Below are 24,999 nucleotides of genomic sequence, written 5' to 3'. Positions count from 1 at the left end.
GACGCCGACTGCCACTTTGGGATAGCTTAGTGCTATTTTGTGAGCCAATGTAGATCCCTGGGGGATTCTCTTTCGCCGTTTTGGCTGCTTTTCCACTAATGTAGATCCCTGCGGATTCTCTTTGTCCTCCAAACCAGCTACATCCCATAATTCCGCTGGGTTTCCATCAATGTAGTCCACCAAACCAGCTACATTCCATCATTCCGCTGGATTTCCGCCAATGTAGTCCACCAAACCAGCTACATCTCCTCATTCCGTCAGATTTCCGCCAATGTAGTCCACCAAACCAGCTTCTTGCTCCACTTAGGCGGACCTGCTTCTCCCCGCTCCCCAAAACAAAAAACTGCCGGGAGTCACAATCGACTCCCGGCAGCCACAGCTACTCAATCTGCTTCAAATACGCGACTAAATCCTGCACTTCCTTATCCGACAGCTCGGATGTGTGGCCGTGCTGGTCGCCTGCGCGTTTGATGACGTCTTCCAGCGTGGCTGCGCTGCCGTCGTGGAGGTACGGAGCGGTCGCATAGATGCCGCGCAGCGTCGGCGTGTCGTAGAGCCCGCGGACACGCTTGTTCAAGAAGCTGCCGCGCGCATCGCCCGCATAGTCCGTGTCCGTCTTGCTCACCGTGCCGACGTCGTGCAGATAGTCGGCATTCGCCGTCGACAGCTTGCCGTCACTGCCCACCGCCTTGACGCTATCCGTCAAGGCATCGGTCGCATGGCACGTGATGCACAGCGCCTTGCCCTCGAACAGAGCCCTGCCGCTCTCCGCCGCGGCAGTCAACTTCCCGTCCGCTGTACGGTACGGGCTCTGCGGCACCGGAAAAGCATCCGGCATCCGCATATACGCCTCCAGCGCATCGAACAGCTTCTGCTTATCCGCAGGCATCGGCTTTATTGGATCAACCTCCGACAAGCCGCCCATCTCGCCTTGTACCGTATGGATGTAGTCGGTAAAGTCGTCCCGACTGCCATCCCACATGAACAGCCCCGTCTCAAAAGCAAGCACATTGCTCGGCACGTTCCGCGGCCCTTTTCCCGTCGTCAGCGTCAGCTGGTCCACCTCGCCGTCGGAGTGGCAAGAAGCGCAGCTCATCCAGTTGTTGCCCGCGAGCGGATTATCGTCGCTGTTCGCGCTGTAGAACAGCGTCTTGCCAAGACGCTGCTGTGCATTCAGCCGGTCCGCCGCGATCAAACGCAGCGGCTTGCCATCCACCTGAGCTCTCCCGCCGTCCTCGTCAGAAGCAGGCAGCGATACATAAGTCAAATCATGCGAGTTCGAATTATGAATGTACAATTCACGACCATCCGGTGACATAACCATCCCAATCGGAAGATCTCCTGGTAAATGATGAATCATCTGACTTGCCCTGCCGCCTCGATCCAGATCGAACACGATCAAGTCTTCACTGCCGCCCATAAGCACATATGCTTTCTTACCTTCTGGCGTGAACACGATATCGGTCGGATTCGAGACGATGGTTGACTTACCGAGCTTATCCTTCACATCAATCCCCTTAAACAGCTCCTTGCGCGCCTTCGTATCCTCCGTGCCGCTCCCTGCATCCACAACTGACAAAGCTGGGAAAATCACTTCCTCAAACTGAATCGGCGTATCCGTATTCGTCAGCAGGTGCGCCTCCCAGAGCGACTTGCCGTCAGGAGTCAGTCGCAGCTGCTCCACCGTATTCGGAGTTCCCTGGCTCTTCTTCCTATCCTTCATATCTGGTGACGCCGCAAGCTGACTCTCGCCAAGCTGCTCCATCGTATCCGTGCGGAACCGCATCGTCCGCGCATGCAAATAATCAGACACATATAATGTCCCTCCATCTGCCGTGAGCGCCAAAGCACGCGGATTGTCACCAGCCTTCACTTGCTGCAGCACCTTGCGGCTCACAGCGTCAATGACGGACACCGTCCCAGAGCGATAGCTGCTCACATAAAGGCGCTTCCCGTCCGGGCTCTCTACAATGCCATACGGTTCAATGCCCGGTTTCGCCGTGCCAATGACCCGTCCCTCACCTAAAGCGACCCACTCGACACTGCCCGCATAACGGCAAGTCACATATAGCGTCTTCCCGTCCGGTGAAACCGCAAGCTCACGAGGCTCTTTGCCGACAGCGATCTCCTTCACCACTTTGCGGTCAGCCACATCAACGACGGACACCGTATTCGTATCTCCATTCGCTACATACAACTGCTTCCCGTCCGGCGAGGCTACAATGCTGCTACCGGAGACCGGCGCAGGCATCACCTCGTGCCGATCACCAAACCATCCGCAGCCTGTCGTAAAAGCAGCCAAAGCGGCAAGTGCAATTGCACTCGCCGCCAGCTTGAAACCTCGCAAACCTTTACTTGGACACCGATACCGGTAAAAGGATTGGAGCAATGCCATACTCACCATGTCCCTTCTGGAGCTGTGGTACATTGTCGCCGTCCGTGTTGCCGGAATCGTCGCCTTCTTTGTACACGTCGCCGGTATCCCAGAATTCGCTCGCCTGCATGCCTTCCTCAAGGGTCGGACCGTCCACCACTTGGCGGAAGAACGTTACATAGCGCTCCTGAATCGCGCTTTGATCCAGCGCCTTCGGCGAGTCTGTGTCTTCGCTCGTATTCTTCAAGTTGGACAAAGCAAGACGAAGCACAGCAGACACGCCGCCAACCGTGAATGCGTCATATTTTGCGTCTTTGCCGCTTGTTTTGTATGCTTTAAGGCCGTCATCCCACAGCTTCTCATCCATTGTCGTATACAGCTTACGTGCCGCATCGCGATATTTCTCATCTTCAGTCGCAAGGAACGCGGATGTTAAACCACGGATGGCGCCAATCTGCGCCTGCAGCGTCGTCTTCGAGCTTGCCTCGCCCTTCGCTGTATCGTAGCTGTCGACTGCCAAGCCGTCTTTATTAATTAACGATTGCAAGATGAAATCTGCTTGCTTCACAAGCATCGCTTTTGCATCTGCACCTTCTTTTGTGCCCATGCCTTCCGCCGCATCGCCGTTCGCATAGCCAACCGGCAAGCCGTCGATCGCCCGCTCGAACATCCGCAGCGCCTCGATCGTATAGCCCGCTTGGAACGTATCGACCGTCGTGCCCTGCTTATCGCCGTCCGACTCCGTCACGAAGGCACCGGCCTTCTCATTCCAGTGACGTGTCTTCATGTTATCGAAGACACCGAGCAGGACATCGCGAGAAACCGTATAGGGATCGCTTGACGCAACATCGTTCGAAGCATCCGCATCCGTATTTACTGCTGGCGCTGCCGGGAACGGATCACCGTCAAATACACGCGCAAACGCCGGATTGCGGTTCGGATTCGCAGAACGCTGATCCGTCATGCCGAAGAACTCTGACGCCGGCCACAGCATCAGCCATTGATCCTGCAGCAAGCTGCGCCCATCGGATACGCTCATGCTTTTCACATTCGGGAAATCCTTATCTCCATTCTCCTCCACATCAACGGCATGCGGCAAATACGCGCCTGCTGCCAGCGTGCCAAGCGACTTCGACGATGGATTGTAGAACAGATGATCACGGACGAATAAGAGCTTATTCCACACTTCCTCTGTCAAAATCATCCCTTGCATCCCGTCGCTGGAGCTAACGCCGAGCTTCAGTCCTTGGTCGCCTTCAGGACCCTCCGTTGCAGTAGAAGCGTCGACCTCCTCGTCGGACTTAGAGTCATGCAGATTGCCAAGGAAGTCGCCTGCCCACAGCGATTGCTTCAGCATCGTGCCGCCATAAGCCGCCGGAATGAGCTGCTTCTTCATCTTGTCGCGGTTCCAGCGAAGCGTGCCGAAATCCACTTGAATCTTCGGTATATATGCGCCATCCTCGCCATCGGCGAATTTGTCTGTCGCAAGCTTCTGTACGTAATGCGGATCGCCTGCGGAATATTCAATAAAAGTCGGATACATGTTCTGCTGGATCTGATCCGCAGGCTGACCCACACTGTCTGCCATCTTCACAAAACGGGACGCAAGCAGCTCGTTATTCTTCATGCCGGCCTTCTGTGCTTCTTCCGTAACAGCAGGACCATTCACGAGATGAAGCCCTAAACCGGACTTCTCCACCACTTCGTACATCGCTTCCTCAGAGTACTCGTAGGACTCAATGCCAGCTATGTAATCGAACGCCGTCGGCGAATCCGGCTTGCCTGCATCCAGAACGTCCAGATCAGCACCAAGCGACTCCGCGAGCGGTTCGCCCGAAAGCTCAAATTCCGCATAAGCAAACATATTTCCAGCGGTGTCGAAGCTATACTCCGTTACTTTCACCTGTGCTTCAGAGCCGCAGCCTGTTACTGCAACCGAACATGCAAGAACGGCTGATAACGCAGCAGCGCTTCTTGTTCTTCTCCCCAATTTCCACTTCATCTCCACAATCTCCCAACCATAGTAAGAATGAGAATCATTATCATAAATATCACATATTGCGAATTCTACTCCTTTACCAAAAGGTTGGCAATGGTTTTATACGTTACTTCATAAAATTAATAACTGGGCTGTCCTGCCTCGCTTCACCCGCGCATAACTTAATACATAGCAATCACAGCTTGACCTAACCGCATCTGGCACTTGTTTTCATGGAAAGGGGACCAAGAGCAGTCATGTATGACTTTCAGCATATCTTTATAAGCATCATCGTTGAAGCATTTCCGTTCATCCTGCTTGGCGTGCTCATCTCAGCGCTGCTGCAAGTATTTGTCTCAGACTCGATGATCGACCGGATTACACCTCAAAATCCTATTGCTGGCGTCCTGTTCGGCAGCTTGCTTGGCCTGCTGCTGCCGCTATGCGAGTGCGGAATGATTCCGGTCGTACGCCGGCTTATTCGCAAAGGGATGCCTCCATATATCGGGATGGTGTTTATTTTTGCAGGTCCAATCATTAATCCCGTCGTATTCACATCCACGTACAGCGCTTTCCAATCCGAACCCCTAATCGCCTATTCGCGAATGGGACTTGCACTTGCGGTCTGCGTCCTACTTGGGCTCCTGATGTATCGATTCATGAAGCGAAGCCCGCTGAAGCTCGGCATCCACTCGCTATCCGGACGCTCGCGCGAATCCGATTACGGTCATAATTACAATTATGGCAGCATGAATGACGGCATCCGCGGACGGATTCAAGCAACCTTCAACCATGCCTCGGACGAGTTCTTCGACATCGGCAAATATTTAATTATCGGCGCCTTCATTACAGCGATTGTGCAATCGCTCGTGAAGCAGGATGTACTCTTGTCCATCGGCGGCCATCCGGGCATTGCCAATCTATTCATGATGGGAGCCGCCTTTGCACTTTCGCTCTGCTCGACCTCGGATGCTTTTGTCGCTTCATCGTTTCACGGCATTTTCGGACCCGGTGCACTGCTCGCCTTCCTCGTCTTCGGACCGATGGTTGATGTGAAGAGCCTGCTCATGCTCTTCTCTACGTTCCGCAGCAAAGTCGTGATTGGCATCGTACTCTTCCTGGCTGTCAGTGTCTGGGCGCTATCCATCCTAACGGAGAAGCTCATTTTCCATCTCTAACCTGAAGGAGGTATACGAGTCATGCGAACCCTTTCTACCGCGCAGCGCAGAGCCATTATTCACCATCTTATTCGGAGCGGTATATTAACCGGCTTCGGGCTCTATATTATTTTTCTCGTTCAAACCCATATGCTGGCGCAATATGTCGAGCCTAACTTGTCCGTGTATGTGAAGCTATCCGCGATTGGGCTGTTTGCCACTGCCATCTATCAGCTCCATTCTGCCTTGCAGGAATGGCAAGGTGTCACTGCTGCTCTCTGCGATTGCAATCATGAGCCTTCTGCATCACTGCTCGCGAATCTCGGTATTTACAGTCTATTCGTTCTTCCGCTAGCGCTTGGCTTCCTTCTATAAAATTGGAAAAAATTACATCGAAATAGTTGAATCCGTTTTCGTATAGAAACCGCCATAGCAACCATACTAAACGCAAGAAGAAACGACGGTGAGATACACGAGAACGGCAATACGTAGTTTCTTCCGTAGCATAAGAGCAGGAGGTGATTACAATGGCTAATACATTAGTCGTACCAGGAGCAAGTGCGGCGCTTGATCAAATGAAATACGAAGTAGCAAGAGAGCTCGGTATTGCGTTCGCTGCAGATGGCTATTACGGCGACATGATGACTCGTGACGCAGGTTCGATCGGTGGTAATATCACACGCAAGCTCGTTCAAATAGCAGAACAACAACTTGCAGGTAGATCCGCTCGCTAATCAAGCGCAGAACGAAAGAAAAAGCTGCCCCGCATGAGCATGAGGGCAGCTTTTTTCTCGTTATGTATAGTTAAGGCGTCTCACGCAGTGCGTGCTGTGCATACTTCGGTGTATAGCGGAACATCCCTGCTGCCAAATTATAGTTACTCTCGAACGAGATACTTGCCGACCACGTGCTTGTGCCAGAACGGACTGAGAAATCATATAAAATTTCCCCATGCGTCCAATTGCGCTTCAAACGAATGGAATCGACAGCCATCTTGCGGAAGGCTTGTACCTGTTCTCTGGTCATGCCTTGCTCCGCTTCACCAATTTCTCCGTTCTTGCTCTCAATTGGATTGTGGCGAACGCCGTACTTGCCAACGATGTTATTACGAATTTGTATGATTACAGTACCTGCCAGAGAATGAAGAAGCTCCTCTTCCAATTGATTAAAAACGAAATCAACTTGACGACTTAACGGCATTGTATCCAAATTCATCCTTGTCCGCCTCCATCTTCTTTTCATATTAGGCGATGCCAGCCTATGGACCCATTATATGCCATTAAATTATAGACATCAATATTATTTTACAAAAACCTTACAAAAAAATAGTTCATTCGACATCTAGCTGTCATATACAACCCCACCCTTCGACACCCTTCGTTTCGTATATACGAATATAGACAAACCTCTAGGCGGTGATATAATAGTGGTATTCCAAATAAAGGGGCGCTTTTTACGATGCAATGGTTCCATTCTATGTCGATTCGAAACAAGCTTTTGACCGGTTGCTACACAATTGTCGCGATCTTCTCAATTGCGCTCATTCTTGGATTGCTGCTGACCGGTGGCAGTATTGTACTCGGCCTTGTCATTATTGTGATAGCAGCAGCAGTAACCTTCCCTCTTGTGCGTGTCATTGAGAATGCGCTTACATCTTCGATTGATGAAATGACTTCTATCGCATTCAGCATTGCGAAGGGTGATTTCACTAAGAAAGTAGACACCTCCTCTTCCGCATCGCTTGGCGAGCTCGGCCATTCATTCAACAGCATGGTGGACAAGGTGCGCGAGATATTAAAGGAAACATCAACGATTGCGAGAGTCGTAAACGATACAAGCCGCAGCATCTTCGATAAAAATATTAACTTGAAGCAAGTTATGGAGCAGGTGGCTACTTCCGCCGGCGAGCTTGCAACAGGTGCGAATACGATTTCCGAGGATGTCAGCGATATGGCGGACTCCATTCGTGATATTGAGACTAAAGTGACGACGTATGCACATTCCACGAAAGAAATGAACATGCGCTCTGAACAGACAATCGCGCTCGTTGAACGCGGACGCCTGGCGGTTGAGAGTCAATCGCATGGTATGTCCCGTAACGTTGAAGCGACTTCGCAGGTGGCGGATGCCATTGAGGAGCTTGCCCGCAAAGCTGATGGAATCTCGGCCATTACGCGCACGATTTCTGATCTCGCGGAACAGACAAACCTGCTGTCGCTGAACGCTTCAATTGAAGCAGCACGGGCAGGCGAGCACGGTCGCGGCTTCGCTGTTGTTGCTCAGGAAGTACGCAAGCTGGCGGAAGAGTCGACCTCCTCCACGAAGGAAATACATACGCTCGTACGCAGCATCGATCAAGGCGTTAAGCAGGCCATTCAGAATATTAAAGTAAACGAAGAGGTCGTTCAGCTGCAAATGCAAATGCTGCGCGATTCAGAGTTGGTCTTCTCCGAGCTCGTTACAAGCGTGCAGTTCATTACGCAGCAAATAACTGAGTTCTCGGCTGAGAGCGATCAAATGATGGAGAGCGCTCGCAAAATTTCCGGAACCATCCAGAACATCTCCGCAATTACGCAGCAATCGGCAGCAGGCACAGAGCAGGTGTCCGCATCGATGAATGAGCAAATGGGTTCGGTTCAAGATGTTGTAACGGAAACGGAGAAAATGCAGCAAATCGTCATGCAGCTGCAGCGCACAATGTCGATTTTCAAAATATAATCAAGTATGATCTGTGTCCTCCATCCTCCCGCTTCTGGGGCCAAGGGTGGGGGATTTTTTGTTATAATGTGAACACATTCATTTGTAGAGGGGAAGTTGAGGAATTGACACAAATAATGCGAGCGGTCGGTCTCACGAAGTACCTTCCAATCGAACGAGAAGATAGTTTAATGGATATCAAAGTGGAGAAGCCCACTGCCCCGATTGGACGAGATGTACGAGTGAAGGTCGAAGCGATCTCGGTGAATCCGGTCGATACGAAGCTGCGTGCGCCGAAGGATAAGGTTGAGACAGCTCCTCGCATTCTCGGCTTTGATGCGTCGGGTATCGTGGATGCAGTCGGGCCTGATTGTCAATTGTTCCAGCCAGGTGACCGTGTGTATTATGCGGGCAGCATTACGCGTCAAGGCAGCAACAGCGAGTATCAGCTCGTCGATGAGCGGATTGTGGCCCTTATGCCGGCATCGCTTGATTTTGCTGAAGCGGCTGCCCTTCCGTTAACAGCCATTACAGCGTGGGAAGCTCTGCACGACAGGCTGCACATCGCTAGAGATCAGAACGACAATGCCGGCAAAACGATTCTTATCGTAGGTGCGGCTGGCGGTGTCGGCTCTATTGCGCTGCAATTGGCGAAGCTGGCAGGTTTGAGTGTTATCGGAACTGCTTCCCGAGCGGATTCTCGGGAATGGTCTTTGAAGCATGGGGCGGATCATGTAATCAATCATCACGAGCCATGGACACCGCAGCTTGAGGCCATCGGTTTCCGTTATGTTGATTACATCCTGTGCACCAATGCCACGACAGCTCACTTCATGAGCATGGTTCAAGCTATTTCTCCACAAGGAGGGATCTGTTCCATCGTTGACACGACCGAGCCTGTACCGCTGCATCTTCTGAAGAGCAAGAGCGCCTCCTTCGTGTGGGAGTTTATGTTTACACGAGCCATGTTCGAGACAGCCGACATGATCGAACAGCACCGGCTGCTAAGCGAAGTCTCGCAGCTCGTCGATGAAGGCGCGCTGCGGTCGACGATGACGGAGAGGCTGTCGCCGATTAACGCCGCGAACCTGCGAGCCGCGCATGCGAAGCTCGAATCCGGTTCGATGATCGGCAAGCTGGTCATTGAGAAGTGGCAGTAACGTTATTGGGCCGTGAGACAGCGTGAGTGTGGCTGAAAGAGCCAATACGCTCTCTCGGGTAACACCAACGCCGAAAGCGACGGTTGGGGCTGCTGAGAGCGCATATCTGTTCTCTCAGCACCATCTTCGCGCGGCGAGCGTGTTCGCTCTGCTCTGAGAGAACGTAAATGTTCGCTCAGTGGTTTTTCGGGGTTAGTTTTGGCGCTGAGCAAGCATGAACCAAAAAGATCGAGTTCTGGGGCAATATAAGCCCCAAACTCGACCTTTGTAGTCTTCCAATCCGTTAAATTCCTTTATTGTAATCGTAACCGATTACCTGCAAAAATGTTCGAGCAAGAACGGCATGGCCCGTATGGTTCGGATGAACGCGATCCCATGCGATTGTGCCGGAATATAGATGCTCCAGCACTTGATTGAACGCTGCCTGTGTATCAACAAACAGAGTGCCGTGTTTCTCGGCAATGCGCTTCACAGCCGCACCGTAACGGTCCATCTCCGCACGCATCAAGTCTTGTGTATTCGGCTCGATATAGAACGGCGTCATCAACACGATTCCTTTTACAGAAGGCAATGTCTCGGCAACGAGCTGATCCAGCGTCGCTTCATATTCTTCGAGGTAGACGTGCTGCTCTGGAATTGTCGGGCTGTCATATTGACGCCACACATCGTTCGTCCCGATCATGATGGATAGCCAATCCGGCTTCAGATCAATGACGTCCGTCTGCCAACGCTCCTTCAAATCCAGCACCGTGTTGCCGCTCGACCCCATATTCACGACTCGAATGCCAAGCTCCGGATAGGTCGAGGATAGCAGCGCATCAACGACGCTCACATATCCTTTGCCGATCGCTCCGAACAGCCCTTCTCCGACCGGTCTTGCACGTTCACAATCCGTAATCGAGTCCCCTATCATCACTAGCTTATCTTTGCTCGTCAGACGCATGATTCGTTCAAGCCCCCTCTATTCTTCCAAGAAAAATTGGATTACTTTATCGTTCAGTCCCGGCAGCCATTCATGTCCAAAATCCGGATAAATTTCAAGCCGCTTCGGAGCTGTAATTTTGTTATAGGCAGCGAATTGCGACGAGGGCGGACAGATCGTATCCATCAAGCCAACACCCATCAGCACGTCACCTTTAATCCGGTTCGCTAAATATTGAATATCAATGTAACCGAGTCTCGTGAAAATCTCTTCTTCGCGTTGATGCTGAGGATCGAAGTGACGGAAGAATGTCCGCAGCTCCGCATACGCATCCTTGTCGAGATCCATATCCCATACGCGGCGGTAGTCGCTCAAGAATGGGAACACAGGCGCAAGCTTCGCTACACGAGGCTCAAGCGCTGCACACGCAATTGTAAGAGCACCACCCTGCGAGCCGCCCATCGCATAGACACGCTTCGGATCAACCTCAGGCATCTCCAAGGCAATCCCAGCTAGCTGTGCAGTGTCGAGGAAAATATGACGGAATAAGAGCTGGTCCTCGCTGTCGTCCAAGCCGCGAATAATGTGGCCGTTATGCGTATTGCCCTTCACGCTGCCGCTATCCTCGGAGCCGCCGCCTTGTCCACGGCAATCCATCGCAAATACGGAAAATCCAAGTGATACATAGATGAGGCGATCCTGCCAATCCCCGGCGTTGCCCGTATAGCCGTGGAACTGGACAACCGCAGGATGCGGCCCGTTCGAATGGCGCGGACGCGCATATTTAGCATGAATGCGAGCACCTTTTACTCCTGTAAAATATAAATCAAAGCATTCTGCTGTCGGCGTCTGGAAGGAGCTTGGAACAAGTTCAATGGCAGCGTCAACCTGGCGCAGCTCGTTCAGTGCCCGCTCCCAATAGTCGTCGAAGTCGGACGGGCGCGGATTTATGCCTGAATACGTTTTCAATTCATGCAAGGGCATATCAATTGTTGGCATATGTACGGTCTCCTTTTCACCATTATTCCTCTTCATGTTACGTGGTGAGCCTGCTGCTGTAAAGTGTGAAGTTGCGTCTCATGCATGATCAAGTGTGGAGAGGGCACAATGAAATCGAATGTTTAAGACAGCAAACACTGCAGGTAGTTCATTCTGGTTGACGGGGGGAAAAGGTCCATGGGAACGACGCGCAGAGCTCGCAAAGCATTGTTGTTGCTTCTGACCTGGATCCTATGTGTATGCGGCGGCATAGATGCCATACAAGGTGACAGAGCTACTGCATCTGCGAGCCCTCCCCCGCTATCTGATCGGACTAGAGCTGCCGTGACAGAGTTCGGGAGCAGCTGGCAGTCACCAGCAGAAGCAGAGCCTTCCTTCACGAGCGGCCAGCAGCTAAATAAGAAGAAGAAACGAAGCCGTGCAGAAGCGATGTCGTGGGTTACGCTGCAGCGTATGTTCCCGGGCTCCTTCGTAATCTGGGGACCACGAGGTTCGCGCAGAGTCGCGCTTACGTTCGACGACGTGCCCGATCCGCGCTTTACGCCGCAGGTGCTTGAGACGCTTGCCCGCTACAAAGTGCGCGCGACCTTCTTTGTCGTTGGCTCGCGGGCAGCGGCACATCCGGCGCTCGTACAGCGTATCAGCAGAGAAGGACATATCATCGGCAATCATTCGTACGATCATGCTGTATTCTCCCGTATCTCGCGCTATGCATTCGAGCAGCAAATTGTGCGGACCGACCGGATCATCCGCCCTTTGATCGGCTATAGTCCGAAGTTCATCCGTCCGCCTTACGGAGAGATTACGCCGTACCAGGTCGATTGGCTGCGCAGCCGCGGCTATATCGTGGTGAACTGGGATACCGATTCCGTCGATTGGAAGAGCCTCGACAGTAACCGCATCCTCATCAATATTAAGCGGACACTGCAGCCCGGCTCCATTATCCTGCAGCATGCAGGCGGCGGCGAAGGTCAGGACCTCTCTGGAACGATAGCTGCGCTTCCACGGCTCATTCAACTGCTGCGCAGCAAAGGCTATCAGATCGTTACTCTGCCGGAGCTCTTAAACCGGCCAGCTGGACGCAACAGGCGCAGCCGTTAAGCAGCCGCAGCCGACTTAGCCCAAAATAAAAAAGAAACCCAGGCGGCCATAAGACGCGGGTTTCTCTACAAGGTAAGACTAATCTAGAATAAATACTTTTACGAATTGGAAACCGAAGTCGCTCGCAGCTTCCTTCGATTGCGGAACAAAGATATCAATACGGTCGCCCTTTATGGCGCTTCCCATATCGGTAGCAACTCCCATCATGCCGCCGACTGGCAACCCATCATGGTCGTAACCGGTAATATACAATTTGCTTCCAAGCGGAATGACGCTTGGGTCTACTGCAACCGTACCGAGCTTCAGCGGATTGCCGAAGTAGTCGACCGCTCCCCAGCCGTTCTCCGACGGATGTGCCGTATAAGCGCTTGCTTTAACCTGTACAACATCCGAGACGTCATATGCTCTGCCGCCAACCGTAATTTCATTTTGCTTCGCTTGTCTTTTCGCTGCCGTCGATTGGCTCGACTTCTTCTTTGCAGCTTTCTTGACCGTTTTCTTTGCTGCCTCTGCTTTAGGGGCTTTCTTCGGCTCTGCCGCTTTCTTCGCAGCCTTGACCGATTTCTCGGCTTTCACAGGCTCCTCTGCTGACTTCTCCAGCTTTGCCGCTTGTTCAGCCTGCTTCGACTCTTGCGCAATCGGCTGCGGTGCATCCTGCTTCGAGTTCGCGACTGTAACTGTCGTTGGAATAACGATCGTCAGTCCCTTATACACATTCGTAGGATCGATCATCGGATTCGCCTTGAGCAGCTGCTCCAGCGATACGCCGAATTTCTGCGACAACGACCAAAACGTATCTTTGTCCGTCGCCGTATACTCCGATGCTGCTTGCGCTGCGCCCGCGTGTGTGAAGATCGCGATGCTAAGTGCTGCGAGTAACGCGCTCTTTTTCCAGAATGATTGCTTCAATATGAACGTCCTCCTTTAACTTTACGGACATATATCCTTGTTTGAACGACTCAGATATATTCCGTCAATACGATGCTGACAGGTCAAGCTGCTTAATGGCTAAGCCAGCTACTCATCTTCATCGCATGCGGCCTACGAGGTTAGTTGTCGGATTCGGACGAAAGGAGTTCCGCCCTACGCTTGTTAACCAAACGATTCACCCCAGCGCTGCTGACAGCGCGTTAACCAGCCAATAGTGACTGGCGAGCAAAAGCGACTTTTTTCAACGTCTTCTTTGCTCTAATAAATCCCCCGCACATAATGTTTCGGCTCGCGTTAAAGGATAACACAGAAACTCATGCCAATCCTACAGGTAAAAGCAACCAACATCCCCATAATGCTGCGTAATTATAGATTGCGCGGCAGTCGAATCGCTACCGTCGTCCCTTTTCCGGGCATGCTTTTAATATCCATTTTCCCTTGATGACCTTCAATGATCCGGTAGCAAATCATAAGACCAAGTCCCGTTCCGCTGTCCTTTGTCGTGAAGAACGGACCGCCGAGCTTAGGAAGCTGCTCCTCTGGGATGCCCGTTCCTTCGTCGATGATCGACACAGCAATCTGCTGCGCATCTACATTCGTAAGTGTAATGGTAATGATCCCGCCGCTTGGCATCGCCTCGATAGCATTCTTAAGCACATTGACGAATACTTGCTTCAGCTGATTCTCGTCACAGAGCAGCTCCGTCACTTCGGAATCGAGCTGAGGGATAATCTGCACATCTTTCAGAATCGCCTGCGTTTCGAGCAGCGTCAGCACATTACCAATAATCCGGTTCAGATCATGCTTGCGGAACTGGCTTGCTTGCGGCTTCGCCAGCGCCATAAACTCCTGCACGATCGAATTGATCCGGTCGAGCTCTACGAGCATAATGTCAAAGTACTCATGATACTTATCGATCTTCGTCTTCAGAAACTTCGAGAAGCCGATCAAGGAGGTCAGCGGATTACGAATTTCATGTGCAATTCCCGCCGCCATCTGTCCAGCAACGGAGAGCTTCTCGGAGTGAATGAGCGCCTCTTCTTCTTTCTTCCGTCCACGGATATCGCGAAAGACGCTCTGAACAACAGTTCCTCTCCCCGGATAGTTATGTATACGGGTGCTGGATACCTCCACATCAATGACCTCGCCACTCACGTCAATAAGGCGGCATTCCTCGAATTCATTCGGCTCATCCGTCTGCATGACCGCGCGGATTCGCTCCATTGAACGCACCTGATTGTCCGGGTGCATGAACTTCCAAATCTTTACCTCATCCATGATCTCTGACAGTTCAGTCATGCCAAGCAAACGAAGTCCCGCTTGATTCGCGAACAGCACTTCAATTCCGTCATGCACAAAGATCGGCTCAGGCAAATATTTAATTAAACGCTGATAGCTTAGCGCAACTGAATAAGATGCATCGTTATCGCGCTCTTGGCTTGTAAGCGTTAATTTCCTCTTCGTTCGTTCAGCCAACGTCTGGTTGCAGTATATTGCCCTTGCCTTCCGCCGCATAATGGACCTCCGAGTAGTCAAATTCGTTAGAGTAGATTTCGCCTTTATTTACCCAATACCTGCGCAGAATGAAGAATTAAATTTCTCTCATGCAATAATTATGTAAACCAAAATAAAAAAAAGCGGCCATCTGGGACCGCTTACCGCTACTTGCACTCTTATGATGTAAACTCTTGTACCCATTCACCGTTGTAGTAAGCAACGCCAATTTTCTTGTAGTTGGCGCTCATAATATTCGCTTTATGACCTGGACTGTTCATCCATGCCGTCATGACTTCCGCAGGCGTACGCTGACCCTTGGCGATATTCTCACCTGCATAAGAGTAAGTGACTCCGTAAGCACGCATCATATCGAACGGAGATCCGTAGGTCGGCGAGTTATGGTCAAAGTAATTGTTCGTATACATATCTTTCGCTTTATCCAGCGCGACCTTCGTCAGCAATGTATCGGATTTAAGCGCAGTAAGGCCTGTCTTAGCGCGTTCCTGGTTCACAAACGTCACAACTTGAGCTGCAAAAGTAGACTTGTCCGTCGTGCTCGTTGTCGGCGTTGTTGTCGAACCGGACCCTGTGCTGCCACTGCCAGTTGTTGTCGTCACAGGCACCTTCACAACCATGCCTGCCCAGATAATATTCGGATTCTTAATGGACGGGTTAGCCGCGATCAACGTATTCAAGCTCACACCGTATTTCTTTGCGATTTTATACATCGTATCCGTGCTTGTTACTTTATAAGAGACGGAACTGTTCACGGAGGCTGCTTCTGCCTTCTGCAGGGCTGCTCCTCCTCCAAGCGCGATCAAGCTCGCGGCGAGTACACTAGCTACACCTATACGAAATGGTTGCATCTTCATGAAAAATCCTCCTCGTTTACAAATGTTGTATGCCGGGCGCCCCGACGCCACTCATACTAACACGGGAGTTATTCATTTTTCATGAACTAAATATTGGAAAATACGCGTCAAACCCGCTAGAAATCATCATTATTAACAAAGTCTAATTTATCGGCTTTCTTGAGATTGCACTCCGAGCAAGCGCATACGCAATTGGCTGGCGATGACAGACCGCCCTTCGACTTTGGCATGACATGGTCGATCGTGTCGCCGAATTTCCCGCAATAACGGCAAATATAATCGTCGCGCTGCAGAATAAGCAGTCTGAAATCCGTCTTCGTATACAGCTTATGGATCATGCCTGAATTAATTATGCCTGCTGCGCCTTCTTCTACCATGCGAACGGCCATCTCCGTCGGAATGACCGTCGACCAGCGCTTCCCTGTCTCCCGATAGCCGCGCAGCCGTATATGTCCCCTTCCCCTGTCGTTCAAAACCGAGGTGGCGAACGTGAAGGAGCCTTGAATTTGCTTAATGACGCGGTCCGGCGGCCGAACTGGCAGCTTTATCACTTCTGCTGTCTGCTGTGTCTCCTGCTGCTTCCGCAGTCTTGCCGATTTGTTGTAACGTCCGCGGCGGCGCCTATGCTTTCTCTTGCGTGTTCGTGCGGGCGGTGATTCCGATGCGGCGCCTTCGACACCTCGCGGTTCAGACGCAGCAGCTTGTCCCACAGCAGCCACTTCTGCGGCTGCTTGGATTGTTATGCTCGCAGCCGTCTCTACAACGACGGCTGAATCCGAATGCCGCGGCAATATTGCCGTTATCGTATCACGCTTACGCCGACGCATACAGGAGCGGCATGTTCCGCGCCGGCCGCTCTTACCTGCCCGCTTCGTGAACGCGGATTGCGGCTTCTCTTGCCCGCATACTGTACATTGCTTCGTTTCCATCGCTCTATTCTCGCTTTCGCTTTAGCCTGATATTAAGCCGTGCAGCTTGCGGAACTGCTCTGGCGTAATTCCTTCCGTCTTGCCGAATGCCGCAATAAAATGGCTGGAATCGCGATAACCTGATAGCTGCGCGATGTCTTTGATGGAGCGTGAGCTGTCGCCAAGGCTCATCATTTCTTTGGACTTGATAATGCGCAGTCGGATCAAGTAGGCATACGCTGTAATGCCGAAGGCTTGTCTGAACAGTGAATTCAAGTAACGCGGGCTAATTAAAAGCTTCTCCGCCATATCCGTAAGGCTTATATCGGGATCGCCGTAATTCACATCCAGCCATCCGAGCAGCGGGTCCAGCTTCTCCAAATGCTGGAATACCGATGAACGGCCGCCCTTCTGTCCATAAATCTTAATCATCGTAAGGAACCGGTAAAGCTGCGCCGATGCGTTGAGACCCGTCCGGTCCTCGTCATGCTGCGCCTGATTGATCATCGTAATGAGCTGCGAAGTGATTGGCGCATCTTCATCCCAATGCAGCCACTCCGTATGCCGAATGCCAAGCGACGCAAGCATCGCAGCCGCCAATACGCCGCCGAATGTCACATAGAGCGTGGACCATTTCCGTCCGCCCTTAGCAGCATAGAAATGCGGCACACCTGGGAAGAGCAGCGAGCCATGCCCCGGCGGCAGCGAGTAGCGTCTGCCGTTCAGCTCGAATTCCCCTTCTCCTTCAATCGTTTGCAGCCAGTGAAAGTACGGATATCCTTTCGTCCGGTCTACCGATTCCTGCTCCGGATTGAAGCCAATGCTATCCATATAGAGCGGCAGCTCGAATTCGCCGATTTTGAACATGAACCGGTTTTGCTGCTGCCCGTTTATGTTAAATTGCTTCCGCTCAGTTAGCTGTTCCATATTATGATATCCTGCCTAAACTATTTTATATATCTCTCACTCGAATCTTACCATAAAATAGAGCTGTTATCATCTCATTTGCATAAAGGAGATTCACACTGATGGATACGACTAAATTGCCCAAAATGTTATATGGCGGCGACTATAACCCGGAACAGTGGGACGAAAGCATTTGGCCCGAGGATATGCGGCTTATTCCGATGGCGGGAATGAATATTGCAACAGTGAACGTATTCTCCTGGGCGATGCTTCAGCCAAGCGTTGATACCTATCATTTCGAGACGCTTGACCGCATTATGGATATGCTGCACAAGAATGGCATATATGCGTGTTTGGCTACAAGCACAGGCGCACATCCAGCTTGGATGGCGCGCAAATATCCAGAAGTGCTGCGCACCGAGTTTGACGGCAAACAGCGCAAATTCGGCGGACGCCATAACTCCTGCCCGAATAGTCCGGTGTACCGCAGCCTCTCTACTCGGCTTGCCTCCAAGCTTGCTGAGCGTTATAAAGACCATCCTGCCCTGCTGCTCTGGCATGTTTCCAATGAGTATGGCGGCGAATGTTATTGCGATAACTGTGAAGCCGCATTCCGCGACTGGCTTCGCAACAAATACGGCACGCTGGACAAGCTGAACGAGCAGTGGAATACCCGATTCTGGGGACATACCTTCTACGAATGGGAAGAGATCGTTCTGCCTAGCGCACGGTCGGAGCAATGGTCGTCAGACCGTACCTGCTTCCAAGGCATATCGCTTGATTACACCCGCTTCAATTCCGACAGCCTGCTTGATTGCTACAAGCTTGAGTATGATGCGATTAAAGCGGTTACGCCTGACATGCCAGTAACAACCAATCTGATGGGCTCTTATAAGCCGCTCGATTATTTCAAATGGGCGAAGCATATGGACATTATCGCTTGGGATAACTACCCTTCCATGGATACACCTACGAGCTTCACCTCCATGACGCATGACCTCATGCGCGGCTTGAAGAATGGCGCGCCGTTCCTGCTCATGGAACAGACACCAAGCCAGCAGAACTGGCAGGCTTACAACACGCTGAAGCGGCCAGGCATTATGCGATTATGGAGCTATCAAGCGGTGGCGCATGGCTCGGACAGCGTTATGTTCTTCCAGCTGCGCCGCTCCGTCGGCGCCTGTGAGAAGTATCATGGTGCGCTTATCGAGCATGTCGGCCATGAGCATACGCGCGTATTCCGCGAATGCGCGCAGCTCGGCAAGGAACTGGACAGCCTTGGCACGAAGCTGCTTGGCTCGCGCCTGCCTAGCCGCATCGCCATTATGTATGATTGGGAGAACCGCTGGGCGATTGAATATTCGAGCGGTCCGACCATTGATCTCAAATATGTAGATGAAGTTCATAAATATTACCGCGCCCTGCATGAACAAGGGTATCAAGTCGACATCGTGTCATTCGAGGACGATCTCTGTCCTTATGCCATCGTGCTAGCTCCACTCATGTATATGGTGAAGCCCGGCATGGCTGCGCGAATTGAAGCTTATGTCGCTGCAGGCGGTAAATTCGTCACGACATTCTTCAGCGGTATCGTGAATGAGAATGACTTGGTAACGCTCGGCGGTTATCCGGGAGAGCTGCGAGGATTGCTGGGCATATGGGCAGAGGAGATCGACGCGTTATTCCCAGGGCAGCACAACAGAATTGTTATGAAGGAAACACTAGGCAAGCAGCTGCAGGGCGACAGCGAGTACAGCTGTTCGATTCTATGTGATCTCATTCATGCCGAAAACGCAGAAGTGATGGCTGTGTACGGCGATGATTTCTATAAAGGAACGCCGGTGCTAACCCGCAACCAATTCGGCAGCGGCGAAGCGTGGTATGTGGCGTCAAGTCCGGATGCCGACTTCTTGCAAGGCTTCCTTGGCGCATTGTGTGACAGCAGCAGCATTAAGCCCCTTCCTGGCAAGCAGCCAGGCGTTGAAGTGACGCTGCGTTCGCAGGATGACCGCTCCTACTTGTTCGTTCTAAATCACAATAGGGCAGAAGTAATCGTCGAGCTTGGCGAATACGCCGGCGTCGACCTGCTAACCGGTGAAACAGCTACCGGCCAAGTCCCGCTGGCTGGCTACGGCGTCCTTATTATTGAGCAATTTGCTTGATATTGCCTCATTCCCTGATCGCATAGCCCCTCGCGTCGCTGAACATATTAGTGGGTGTGAAGGGAGCTTGATCAGACAAATGAGAAGATTTTTCGGAACATTATTAGGTATTTGTTTAGCAGTCGGCGTAGGTGTTCTGATTTATAATGCAGTGTCTGGACCTGGTCCGAACAACACCTACAAAGCGGCCAACAGGGCAGGCCATGAAGTGAGGTATTTGGAGAACAAGACCGGCAATGGCGTGAGGTATCTGGAGCGAAAAGCAGTGAACACGGCAGACAAGCTGCTGCCGCTGAACAACCGTACGTACCGCAACAACATGTATGGCAATACGTACAACGGCAATTTGAACAACAATAACAACAACACGTACCGCGGCTATTCGTACAATGGCACAAGTACGCCACTTAACAACAACGATCATCGTTACAATGCTTATTCCAATAATGGCACTCTTCAAGGTAATCTCGGCAACTTAGGCAACTTAGGCAATTTGGGCAATATAAACAATAATCAATGGTATGAATGGCTAAACGGCCAGCTGCGTCAAGTCACTCCGGGCACAACGGGTAACACAGGTGGCGGTTATAATTATGGCACAGGCGGCAAAACAGGTTATCCAACCGGTAACACTGGTAATACTGGCACTGGTAATACGGGCAATACCGGTAACACAGGTAACACTGGAAATACCGCAGGTTCAGGCAATGCAGGTTCCAGCGGCAATCAATCCATTGCACAGCAAATTTTGCAGCAAGTGAATGCAGAGCGTGCTAAAGCCGGTCTGTCGGCATTGTCGCTTTACGATCCGCTGTCGAAGAGTGCTCAAGCCAAATCGGCAGATATGCGCGACAAAAACTATTTCTCGCATGATTCACCAACGTATGGCAGCCCATTTGATATGATGAAGCAATTCGGCATCAACTATTCGTATGCCGGCGAGAATATCGCTGCAGGTCAGAAGAGCGTCCAGGAGGTTATGACCGCTTGGATGAACTCCCCTGGTCACAAAGCTAACATTCTTAGCCCTAACTTTACGAAGCTCGGCGTCGGTTATGCCTCAGGCGGCAACATGAGCCCATACTGGACGCAGCAGTTTATCAGTCCGTAAGCTGTTTAATATCGCAGTATAACCTAACGAGCATTGCACCGTATCTTAACGGTCAATGCTCGTTTCGTTTGATTCATTCGTATGCAGCTTTCGATAGGAGCCAGGCGATTCGCCAGTCATTTTCTTGAATGCCTTCGTAAAATGATGAATATCCGCAAAACCGCAATATTCTGCGATTTCCTCCAGACGCAGCTCGGATGAGACAAGCAGCTCCTTCGCGTGAGCGATGCGCAGCTCCAGCAAGTAGCGATGAGGCGGAACGCCGAATTGCTCGCGAAACTTGGCGCTAAACCTGGATGGAGATAAGTTCGCACGCTTTGCCATTTCATTCACCGTCAGATGCTCGGACAGATTGAAGGAAAAGAACGATGTGATCCAATTCAGCGGTTGAGGTGCTGCTTTCTCCGCTTCCTTCAAGTCCGTGTGATCTTCCAGTATCGCCAGAATGACATCGGTCGCCAATGCTTGCGCACGAAGCTGCATGATCGGATCGCGGTGCTGCCAGCATTTGACCATTTCAATAAATTTATCCCGCAGCACAATCGGCTTCTTCGGCGTCAGCTTAACAGGAATGTTGACTCCATTGAAATCATTGAGCTTCGGCTGCAGGAGATGCGCATAGGCGGTTAAGTCTGTCTGTCCACCCCTTGTTGGGAACCGCTCTTCCCTGAGCTCGTCGTAGAAGAAATCGAGATGAACGAAAGGCGTGATCGTATTCGTCCGTCCCTCCAATACGACCAAGCTCTCCGGTTGAACAAGACAAAACTCGCCGCTCCCGAATTCATAAGGCACGCCGTCAACTGTAAACAAGCATGAGCCTTCTTGAAAATACACAATTAAATAATCGAGCAGCCTGCGCTCCGGATACGTCCACGGTTTGCGTATGGCAAAATCCCCTTCCCGTATGTACGGAACGATTGGGCGCTTCGCCATCATTTCGGATAAATACATCATCTTGTTACGCTCCCCTCCTGAAGCTATGCTCTCTCTATTGTAATAAACACAGTTGTTTTTGACAAAAAGGATAAGATATCGGAACAAAGAAGCTGAAACCGTTCAAGCGCTATAATAGGATCATATTGCATGCGAGTATGAAATAAGGGAGCGATAATGATGGAAGCAAATACGAACCTGGCTCAATTGCCAACTTTAGCAGAGGACTATGAACTTTCGGCGGAGCAAATCGCGTCGTTTCAGAAGAACGGCCATATTTTTCTAAAAAATGTACTGAAGCCGGAAGAAGTGGACATTTATGAACCGATTCTCGAAGGTGTCGTCCGCGAACACAATAATCAGACGAAGCCTGTCGAAGAGCGCGACACCTACGGCAAAGCATTCATACAAATTACGAACTTGTGCGAAATGAGCGAATCTGCGAAGCGTTTCGCATATGCGAGACGATTTGCCAAAATCGCAGCTGAGCTGATGGGTGTAGATGGCGTGCGCTTGTACCATGACCAGGCGCTGTTCAAAGAACCAGGCGGCGGTCATACACCGTGGCATCAGGATCAGACGTACTGGCCGCTCAGCAACAACAAATCCATTACGTTGTGGATGCCGCTCGTTCCGGTCTCCGAAGAAATCGGCTCCATGACGTTCGTCGACGAGTCGTACCAAAGCGGTTACTTGAGCCGACAAGATATTTCCGATGAATCGCATAAGACGATCGGCTCCTATGTAACTGGCAAAGGGCTGCCGACGACCAACTATGGTGCGATGGATGCAGGAGATGCGACTTTCCACGCTGGCTGGACGATTCACTCCGCTCCAGGCAATCCGTCGGATCGGATGCGCGAAGTAATGACGATCATCTATATCGCAGACGATATGATCGTTGCCGAACCAGATAGCAATGCACGCAGAAGCGACCTCAATAGCTGGTTCCCAGGCATCAAACCAGGCGAGCTTGCTGCTTCCCCACTTAATCCGGTTTTGTATAACAAGAACGCATAAGCCTTACGACTATGAAGAGCTCTTTCTGTTCACGCAGAGAGAGCTCTTCTTCTCTATCAATCTCTTATGGTAAAATAGAAGTCCAGCGCTTACCGAAATAGGAGATTGATTACTTATGGAAACAAATACAGGTTATGAAACAAGATCCGCGGCCAGCTACGAGCGGAACAGACAGACACGTAAGAAAGGATTATCCGTACCGCTGTTTCTCTTCATCTGGGTTCTTCTCATTGGTTCCGGCTTGCTCGGAACGATCTGGTATGCAGGCAAGCTCAAGCAGAACTTAACCGATCAGGTCAACCTACAGACCGCACAGCAGATTACCGCCATGCAGGCTGATTATAAGAAGCAGTTGGATGAGCTTACGACGAATTTCAATGGGGAGCTTGGTAAAATTCAGAGTAAAGTCGATGCACTGAACGAGCTGCTCGAGTTCTCCAAAGACAATATGAGCAGCAAAACCGATAACAGCAACAAGCTGTACAGCCAAATTGCCGAAGTGAAGAAACAGCTGAATGAGCTGAAGAAAAGTTTGGATGTGCTCAAATAATGACGGCCAAACAATTAAATCGGCTCATGTTAGTGTCGCTTGCCCCTTTTATCGGCATGATGATATGGCTGCTTGGCACGAACCTGTCCTTTGAGCTGACGGACTCCGCCTTCCCGAAGGATACTGCTATGCGTGCTTCCATTCCAGAGGGGACGAATACAGTCATAAGCGGCCTCGATCAAGCGAAGGCGATGGCCTTACATACCGCTTCTTCGATTAAGAAGAGCGTGAAGCAGTACCATGCCATGAATGAGAATTTGAATGTTGTCGTCGTGTTGACCCGCTCCCAGCTAGGTCGTCCGGCGCTTATCTATGACCGCCGCATTACGCGCAAGATCGGCTCACCGGTTCAACAGGTGCAATCCGACAAGCTGACTGCGCAGCTGTTCACGATTAATGCGCAATATTTCAGCGGCTATGCCATGAAGGTGAAGCTGAAATCATCGAAGGGTATGAAGATGGTGCTCGGCAATGACAAATATGGCAGCGCCGAGACGACACTGTCTGCTGTGCGGAGATACAATGCGATCGCGGGCGTGAATGCCGGAGGTTTCGCTGACCAAGCAGGCAAACGGTATCCACTCAGCACAACGGTGCTGAATGGTCAGTATCTCGGTGGCTTCCAGCCATCGGAGAAAGATCTCTTCTTCGTCGGAATTAATGAGAGCCTGAAGCTCGTTGGCGGCAAAGTAACGGATCAGAGTGATCTCGATGCGAAGAAGCTGAAGTTCGGTGCTTCCTTCGTACCTGTGCTCATGAAGAACGGCGTACCCATGCCGATTCCAGCCAAGTGGCAGACTAGCCCTTCCCGCGCTCCGCGCACCGTTATCGCGAACTACAAGGATAACCAACTGCTCTTCCTTGTCATCGACGGTCGCAACGAAGCAGGCAGCTCCGGCGCAACGCTGGAGGAGATGCAATACTTGCTCGCACGATTCGGAGCAATCGACGGCTACAACCTTGACGGCGGCGGGTCTTCGTCGCTCATCTTCAACGGACGCATCATTAACCATCCGGCTGACGGCACGCTGCGGCCTCTGCCGACGCACTTTTTGTTTTTCAAATAATGGGAGTAGGCTGTCCGAGCAAATCTGGGCAGCCTTTATCTTCTAGCAAGGATTGAATGATTGGTTCAAGTTCGGATGGGTCCGTCGTTGTTTCGTATCTGCCATGCAGCTGACCATCCGGAGTAATCAAGAACTTGGTGAAATTCCACTTGATTCCTTCACCAGCGTAAATGTCAGGATATTTTTCACTTACAAAGTTTTGCATCATTTGACCATCTGGCGTTCGAGGATCGAAACCTTGAAAGGGAGCCTGCTCTGTTAAAAATGGAAACAACGGATGTGCCTGCTCGCCCCTAACCTCGACTTTTTCAAACAACGGGAACGTCACTCCAAAGTGATTCTCACAATACTCCCGCACTTCCGGGTTACTCCCTGGCTCTTTCGCGTTGAATTGGTTACAAGGAAATCCGAGAACTTCAAACCCTCGCTCTTTATAACTTTCGTACAGCTCTTGGAGACCAGCGAATTGGCGAGAATAAGCGCATCTACTGGCCGTGTTGACAATGAGAAGAACTTTGCCTCGGTATTCGGAAAGCTCAATCGAGCCGCCAGATATGGTGTTCACTTGAAAATGGTATATAGACATGAGTAGCTCCCTCCCTATTCCGTTCGTTCAGCTATTACAATAACACATGAAATTCTATTGAAATAATAT

At 51.2% G+C, this 24,999-nt stretch carries 24 protein-coding genes and 1 riboswitch; of the genes, 12 read left to right on the top strand and 12 right to left on the bottom strand.

The window, feature by feature from the left end; genetic code table 11:
* Positions 1 to 379: 379 nt before the first annotated feature.
* The gene (locus tag BMY11_RS16465) at positions 380 to 2,395 is read right to left on the bottom strand and encodes a beta-propeller fold lactonase family protein (protein ID WP_256217561.1); all 2,016 of its coding nucleotides are present in this window, start codon (positions 2,393 to 2,395) and stop codon (positions 380 to 382) included.
* The gene (locus BMY11_RS16460) at positions 2,352 to 4,385 is read right to left on the bottom strand and encodes a hypothetical protein (RefSeq protein WP_090578277.1); all 2,034 of its coding nucleotides are present in this window, start codon (positions 4,383 to 4,385) and stop codon (positions 2,352 to 2,354) included. The genes BMY11_RS16465 and BMY11_RS16460 overlap by 44 nt, the downstream gene beginning before the upstream one ends.
* A gap of 224 nt (positions 4,386 to 4,609) precedes the next feature.
* Here BMY11_RS16460 and BMY11_RS16455 point away from each other — a divergent pair, with 224 nt between their 5' ends.
* From BMY11_RS16455 to BMY11_RS16445, 3 genes are all read left to right on the top strand, one after another.
* The gene (locus tag BMY11_RS16455; protein ID WP_256217559.1) at positions 4,610 to 5,530 is read left to right on the top strand and encodes a permease; all 921 of its coding nucleotides are present in this window, start codon (positions 4,610 to 4,612) and stop codon (positions 5,528 to 5,530) included.
* Between the two features lie 21 nt (positions 5,531 to 5,551).
* Positions 5,552 to 5,884, top strand: a complete 333-nt coding sequence (locus BMY11_RS16450; protein ID WP_090578269.1) for a DUF1980 domain-containing protein — start codon at positions 5,552 to 5,554, stop codon at positions 5,882 to 5,884.
* Between the two features lie 152 nt (positions 5,885 to 6,036).
* Positions 6,037 to 6,243, top strand: coding sequence for an alpha/beta-type small acid-soluble spore protein (locus BMY11_RS16445; RefSeq protein WP_090578266.1), 207 nt, complete (start codon positions 6,037 to 6,039; stop codon positions 6,241 to 6,243).
* 70 nt (positions 6,244 to 6,313) lie between these two features.
* Here the strand turns inward: BMY11_RS16445 and BMY11_RS16440 are convergent, their stop codons facing one another.
* Entirely contained in the window at positions 6,314 to 6,724 is a 411-nt protein-coding gene (locus BMY11_RS16440) for an O-methyltransferase (protein WP_090578263.1), read from the bottom strand.
* A gap of 243 nt (positions 6,725 to 6,967) precedes the next feature.
* Between BMY11_RS16440 and BMY11_RS16435 the strand changes: the two genes are divergently transcribed.
* From BMY11_RS16435 to BMY11_RS29325, 3 genes are all read left to right on the top strand, one after another.
* Positions 6,968 to 8,227, top strand: coding sequence for a methyl-accepting chemotaxis protein (locus tag BMY11_RS16435; protein ID WP_090578260.1), 1,260 nt, complete (start codon positions 6,968 to 6,970; stop codon positions 8,225 to 8,227).
* Between the two features lie 116 nt (positions 8,228 to 8,343).
* Positions 8,344 to 9,366, top strand: coding sequence for a zinc-binding alcohol dehydrogenase family protein (locus BMY11_RS16430; protein WP_090578257.1), 1,023 nt, complete (start codon positions 8,344 to 8,346; stop codon positions 9,364 to 9,366).
* A gap of 28 nt (positions 9,367 to 9,394) precedes the next feature.
* Positions 9,395 to 9,523, top strand: a complete 129-nt coding sequence (locus BMY11_RS29325; RefSeq protein ID WP_256217558.1) for a hypothetical protein — start codon at positions 9,395 to 9,397, stop codon at positions 9,521 to 9,523.
* Positions 9,524 to 9,649: 126 nt separating this feature from the next.
* On the opposite strand, the gene BMY11_RS16425 is transcribed toward BMY11_RS29325, so the two are convergent.
* Together BMY11_RS16425 and BMY11_RS16420 are read right to left on the bottom strand one after the other, a co-directional pair.
* Positions 9,650 to 10,309, bottom strand: a complete 660-nt coding sequence (locus BMY11_RS16425; protein ID WP_090578254.1) for an SGNH/GDSL hydrolase family protein — start codon at positions 10,307 to 10,309, stop codon at positions 9,650 to 9,652.
* Positions 10,310 to 10,327: 18 nt separating this feature from the next.
* On the bottom strand, positions 10,328 to 11,287 hold the full coding sequence (locus tag BMY11_RS16420; RefSeq protein WP_090578251.1) for an alpha/beta fold hydrolase: 960 nt from the start codon (positions 11,285 to 11,287) through the stop codon (positions 10,328 to 10,330).
* A 177-nt stretch (positions 11,288 to 11,464) separates the two neighbouring features.
* Here BMY11_RS16420 and BMY11_RS16415 point away from each other — a divergent pair, with 177 nt between their 5' ends.
* Positions 11,465 to 12,388: a polysaccharide deacetylase family protein gene (locus BMY11_RS16415; RefSeq protein WP_090578247.1), complete on the top strand. Its 924-nt coding sequence runs from the start codon at positions 11,465 to 11,467 to the stop codon at positions 12,386 to 12,388.
* A 78-nt stretch (positions 12,389 to 12,466) separates the two neighbouring features.
* Here the strand turns inward: BMY11_RS16415 and BMY11_RS16410 are convergent, their stop codons facing one another.
* The 5 genes from BMY11_RS16410 to BMY11_RS16390 form a co-directional block, all read right to left on the bottom strand.
* Positions 12,467 to 13,297 carry a 3D domain-containing protein gene (locus tag BMY11_RS16410; RefSeq protein ID WP_090578244.1) on the bottom strand — a complete coding sequence of 277 codons (831 nt, stop codon included), beginning with the start codon at positions 13,295 to 13,297 and terminating at the stop codon, positions 12,467 to 12,469.
* A gap of 114 nt (positions 13,298 to 13,411) precedes the next feature.
* Positions 13,412 to 13,618: riboswitch (cyclic di-AMP (ydaO/yuaA leader) on the bottom strand.
* Positions 13,619 to 13,684: 66 nt separating this feature from the next.
* Positions 13,685 to 14,833, bottom strand: coding sequence for an ATP-binding protein (locus tag BMY11_RS16405; RefSeq protein WP_090578241.1), 1,149 nt, complete (start codon positions 14,831 to 14,833; stop codon positions 13,685 to 13,687).
* Between the two features lie 158 nt (positions 14,834 to 14,991).
* Complete coding sequence (locus BMY11_RS16400) at positions 14,992 to 15,687, bottom strand: CAP domain-containing protein (protein ID WP_090578238.1); 696 nt, start codon at positions 15,685 to 15,687, stop codon at positions 14,992 to 14,994.
* 116 nt (positions 15,688 to 15,803) lie between these two features.
* Positions 15,804 to 16,616, bottom strand: coding sequence for an HNH endonuclease (locus BMY11_RS16395; RefSeq protein ID WP_090578234.1), 813 nt, complete (start codon positions 16,614 to 16,616; stop codon positions 15,804 to 15,806).
* 21 nt (positions 16,617 to 16,637) lie between these two features.
* Complete coding sequence (locus BMY11_RS16390; RefSeq protein ID WP_090578231.1) at positions 16,638 to 17,522, bottom strand: helix-turn-helix transcriptional regulator; 885 nt, start codon at positions 17,520 to 17,522, stop codon at positions 16,638 to 16,640.
* A gap of 101 nt (positions 17,523 to 17,623) precedes the next feature.
* Between BMY11_RS16390 and BMY11_RS16385 the strand changes: the two genes are divergently transcribed.
* Positions 17,624 to 19,663 carry a beta-galactosidase gene (locus BMY11_RS16385; protein WP_090578228.1) on the top strand — a complete coding sequence of 680 codons (2,040 nt, stop codon included), beginning with the start codon at positions 17,624 to 17,626 and terminating at the stop codon, positions 19,661 to 19,663.
* A gap of 79 nt (positions 19,664 to 19,742) precedes the next feature.
* Positions 19,743 to 20,774: a CAP domain-containing protein gene (locus tag BMY11_RS16380; protein WP_256217557.1), complete on the top strand. Its 1,032-nt coding sequence runs from the start codon at positions 19,743 to 19,745 to the stop codon at positions 20,772 to 20,774.
* 45 nt (positions 20,775 to 20,819) lie between these two features.
* Here BMY11_RS16380 and BMY11_RS16375 read toward each other — a convergent pair whose 3' ends face one another.
* Positions 20,820 to 21,728, bottom strand: coding sequence for a helix-turn-helix domain-containing protein (locus tag BMY11_RS16375; protein WP_256217556.1), 909 nt, complete (start codon positions 21,726 to 21,728; stop codon positions 20,820 to 20,822).
* A 156-nt stretch (positions 21,729 to 21,884) separates the two neighbouring features.
* On the opposite strand from BMY11_RS16375, the gene BMY11_RS16370 reads away from it, so the two are divergent.
* The 3 genes from BMY11_RS16370 (at position 21,885) to BMY11_RS16360 (ending at position 24,344) form a co-directional block, all read left to right on the top strand.
* Complete coding sequence (locus BMY11_RS16370) at positions 21,885 to 22,727, top strand: phytanoyl-CoA dioxygenase family protein (protein WP_256217555.1); 843 nt, start codon at positions 21,885 to 21,887, stop codon at positions 22,725 to 22,727.
* 115 nt (positions 22,728 to 22,842) lie between these two features.
* Positions 22,843 to 23,277, top strand: a complete 435-nt coding sequence (locus BMY11_RS16365; RefSeq protein ID WP_090578224.1) for a hypothetical protein — start codon at positions 22,843 to 22,845, stop codon at positions 23,275 to 23,277.
* Positions 23,277 to 24,344, top strand: coding sequence for a phosphodiester glycosidase family protein (locus BMY11_RS16360; protein WP_090578221.1), 1,068 nt, complete (start codon positions 23,277 to 23,279; stop codon positions 24,342 to 24,344). Before BMY11_RS16365 ends, BMY11_RS16360 begins: the two co-directional genes overlap by 1 nt.
* Here BMY11_RS16360 and BMY11_RS16355 read toward each other — a convergent pair.
* Positions 24,337 to 24,930: a glutathione peroxidase gene (locus BMY11_RS16355; RefSeq protein WP_090578218.1), complete on the bottom strand. Its 594-nt coding sequence runs from the start codon at positions 24,928 to 24,930 to the stop codon at positions 24,337 to 24,339. The genes BMY11_RS16360 and BMY11_RS16355 overlap by 8 nt on opposite strands.
* Positions 24,931 to 24,999 lie beyond the last annotated feature (69 nt).

Source organism: Paenibacillus sp. OV219 (assembly GCF_900110075.1).
Classification (GTDB): domain Bacteria; phylum Bacillota; class Bacilli; order Paenibacillales; family Paenibacillaceae; genus Paenibacillus_Z.
Note: the sequence above shows the minus strand (reverse complement) of the source record. Positions and strands in the feature narration are given on the sequence as shown.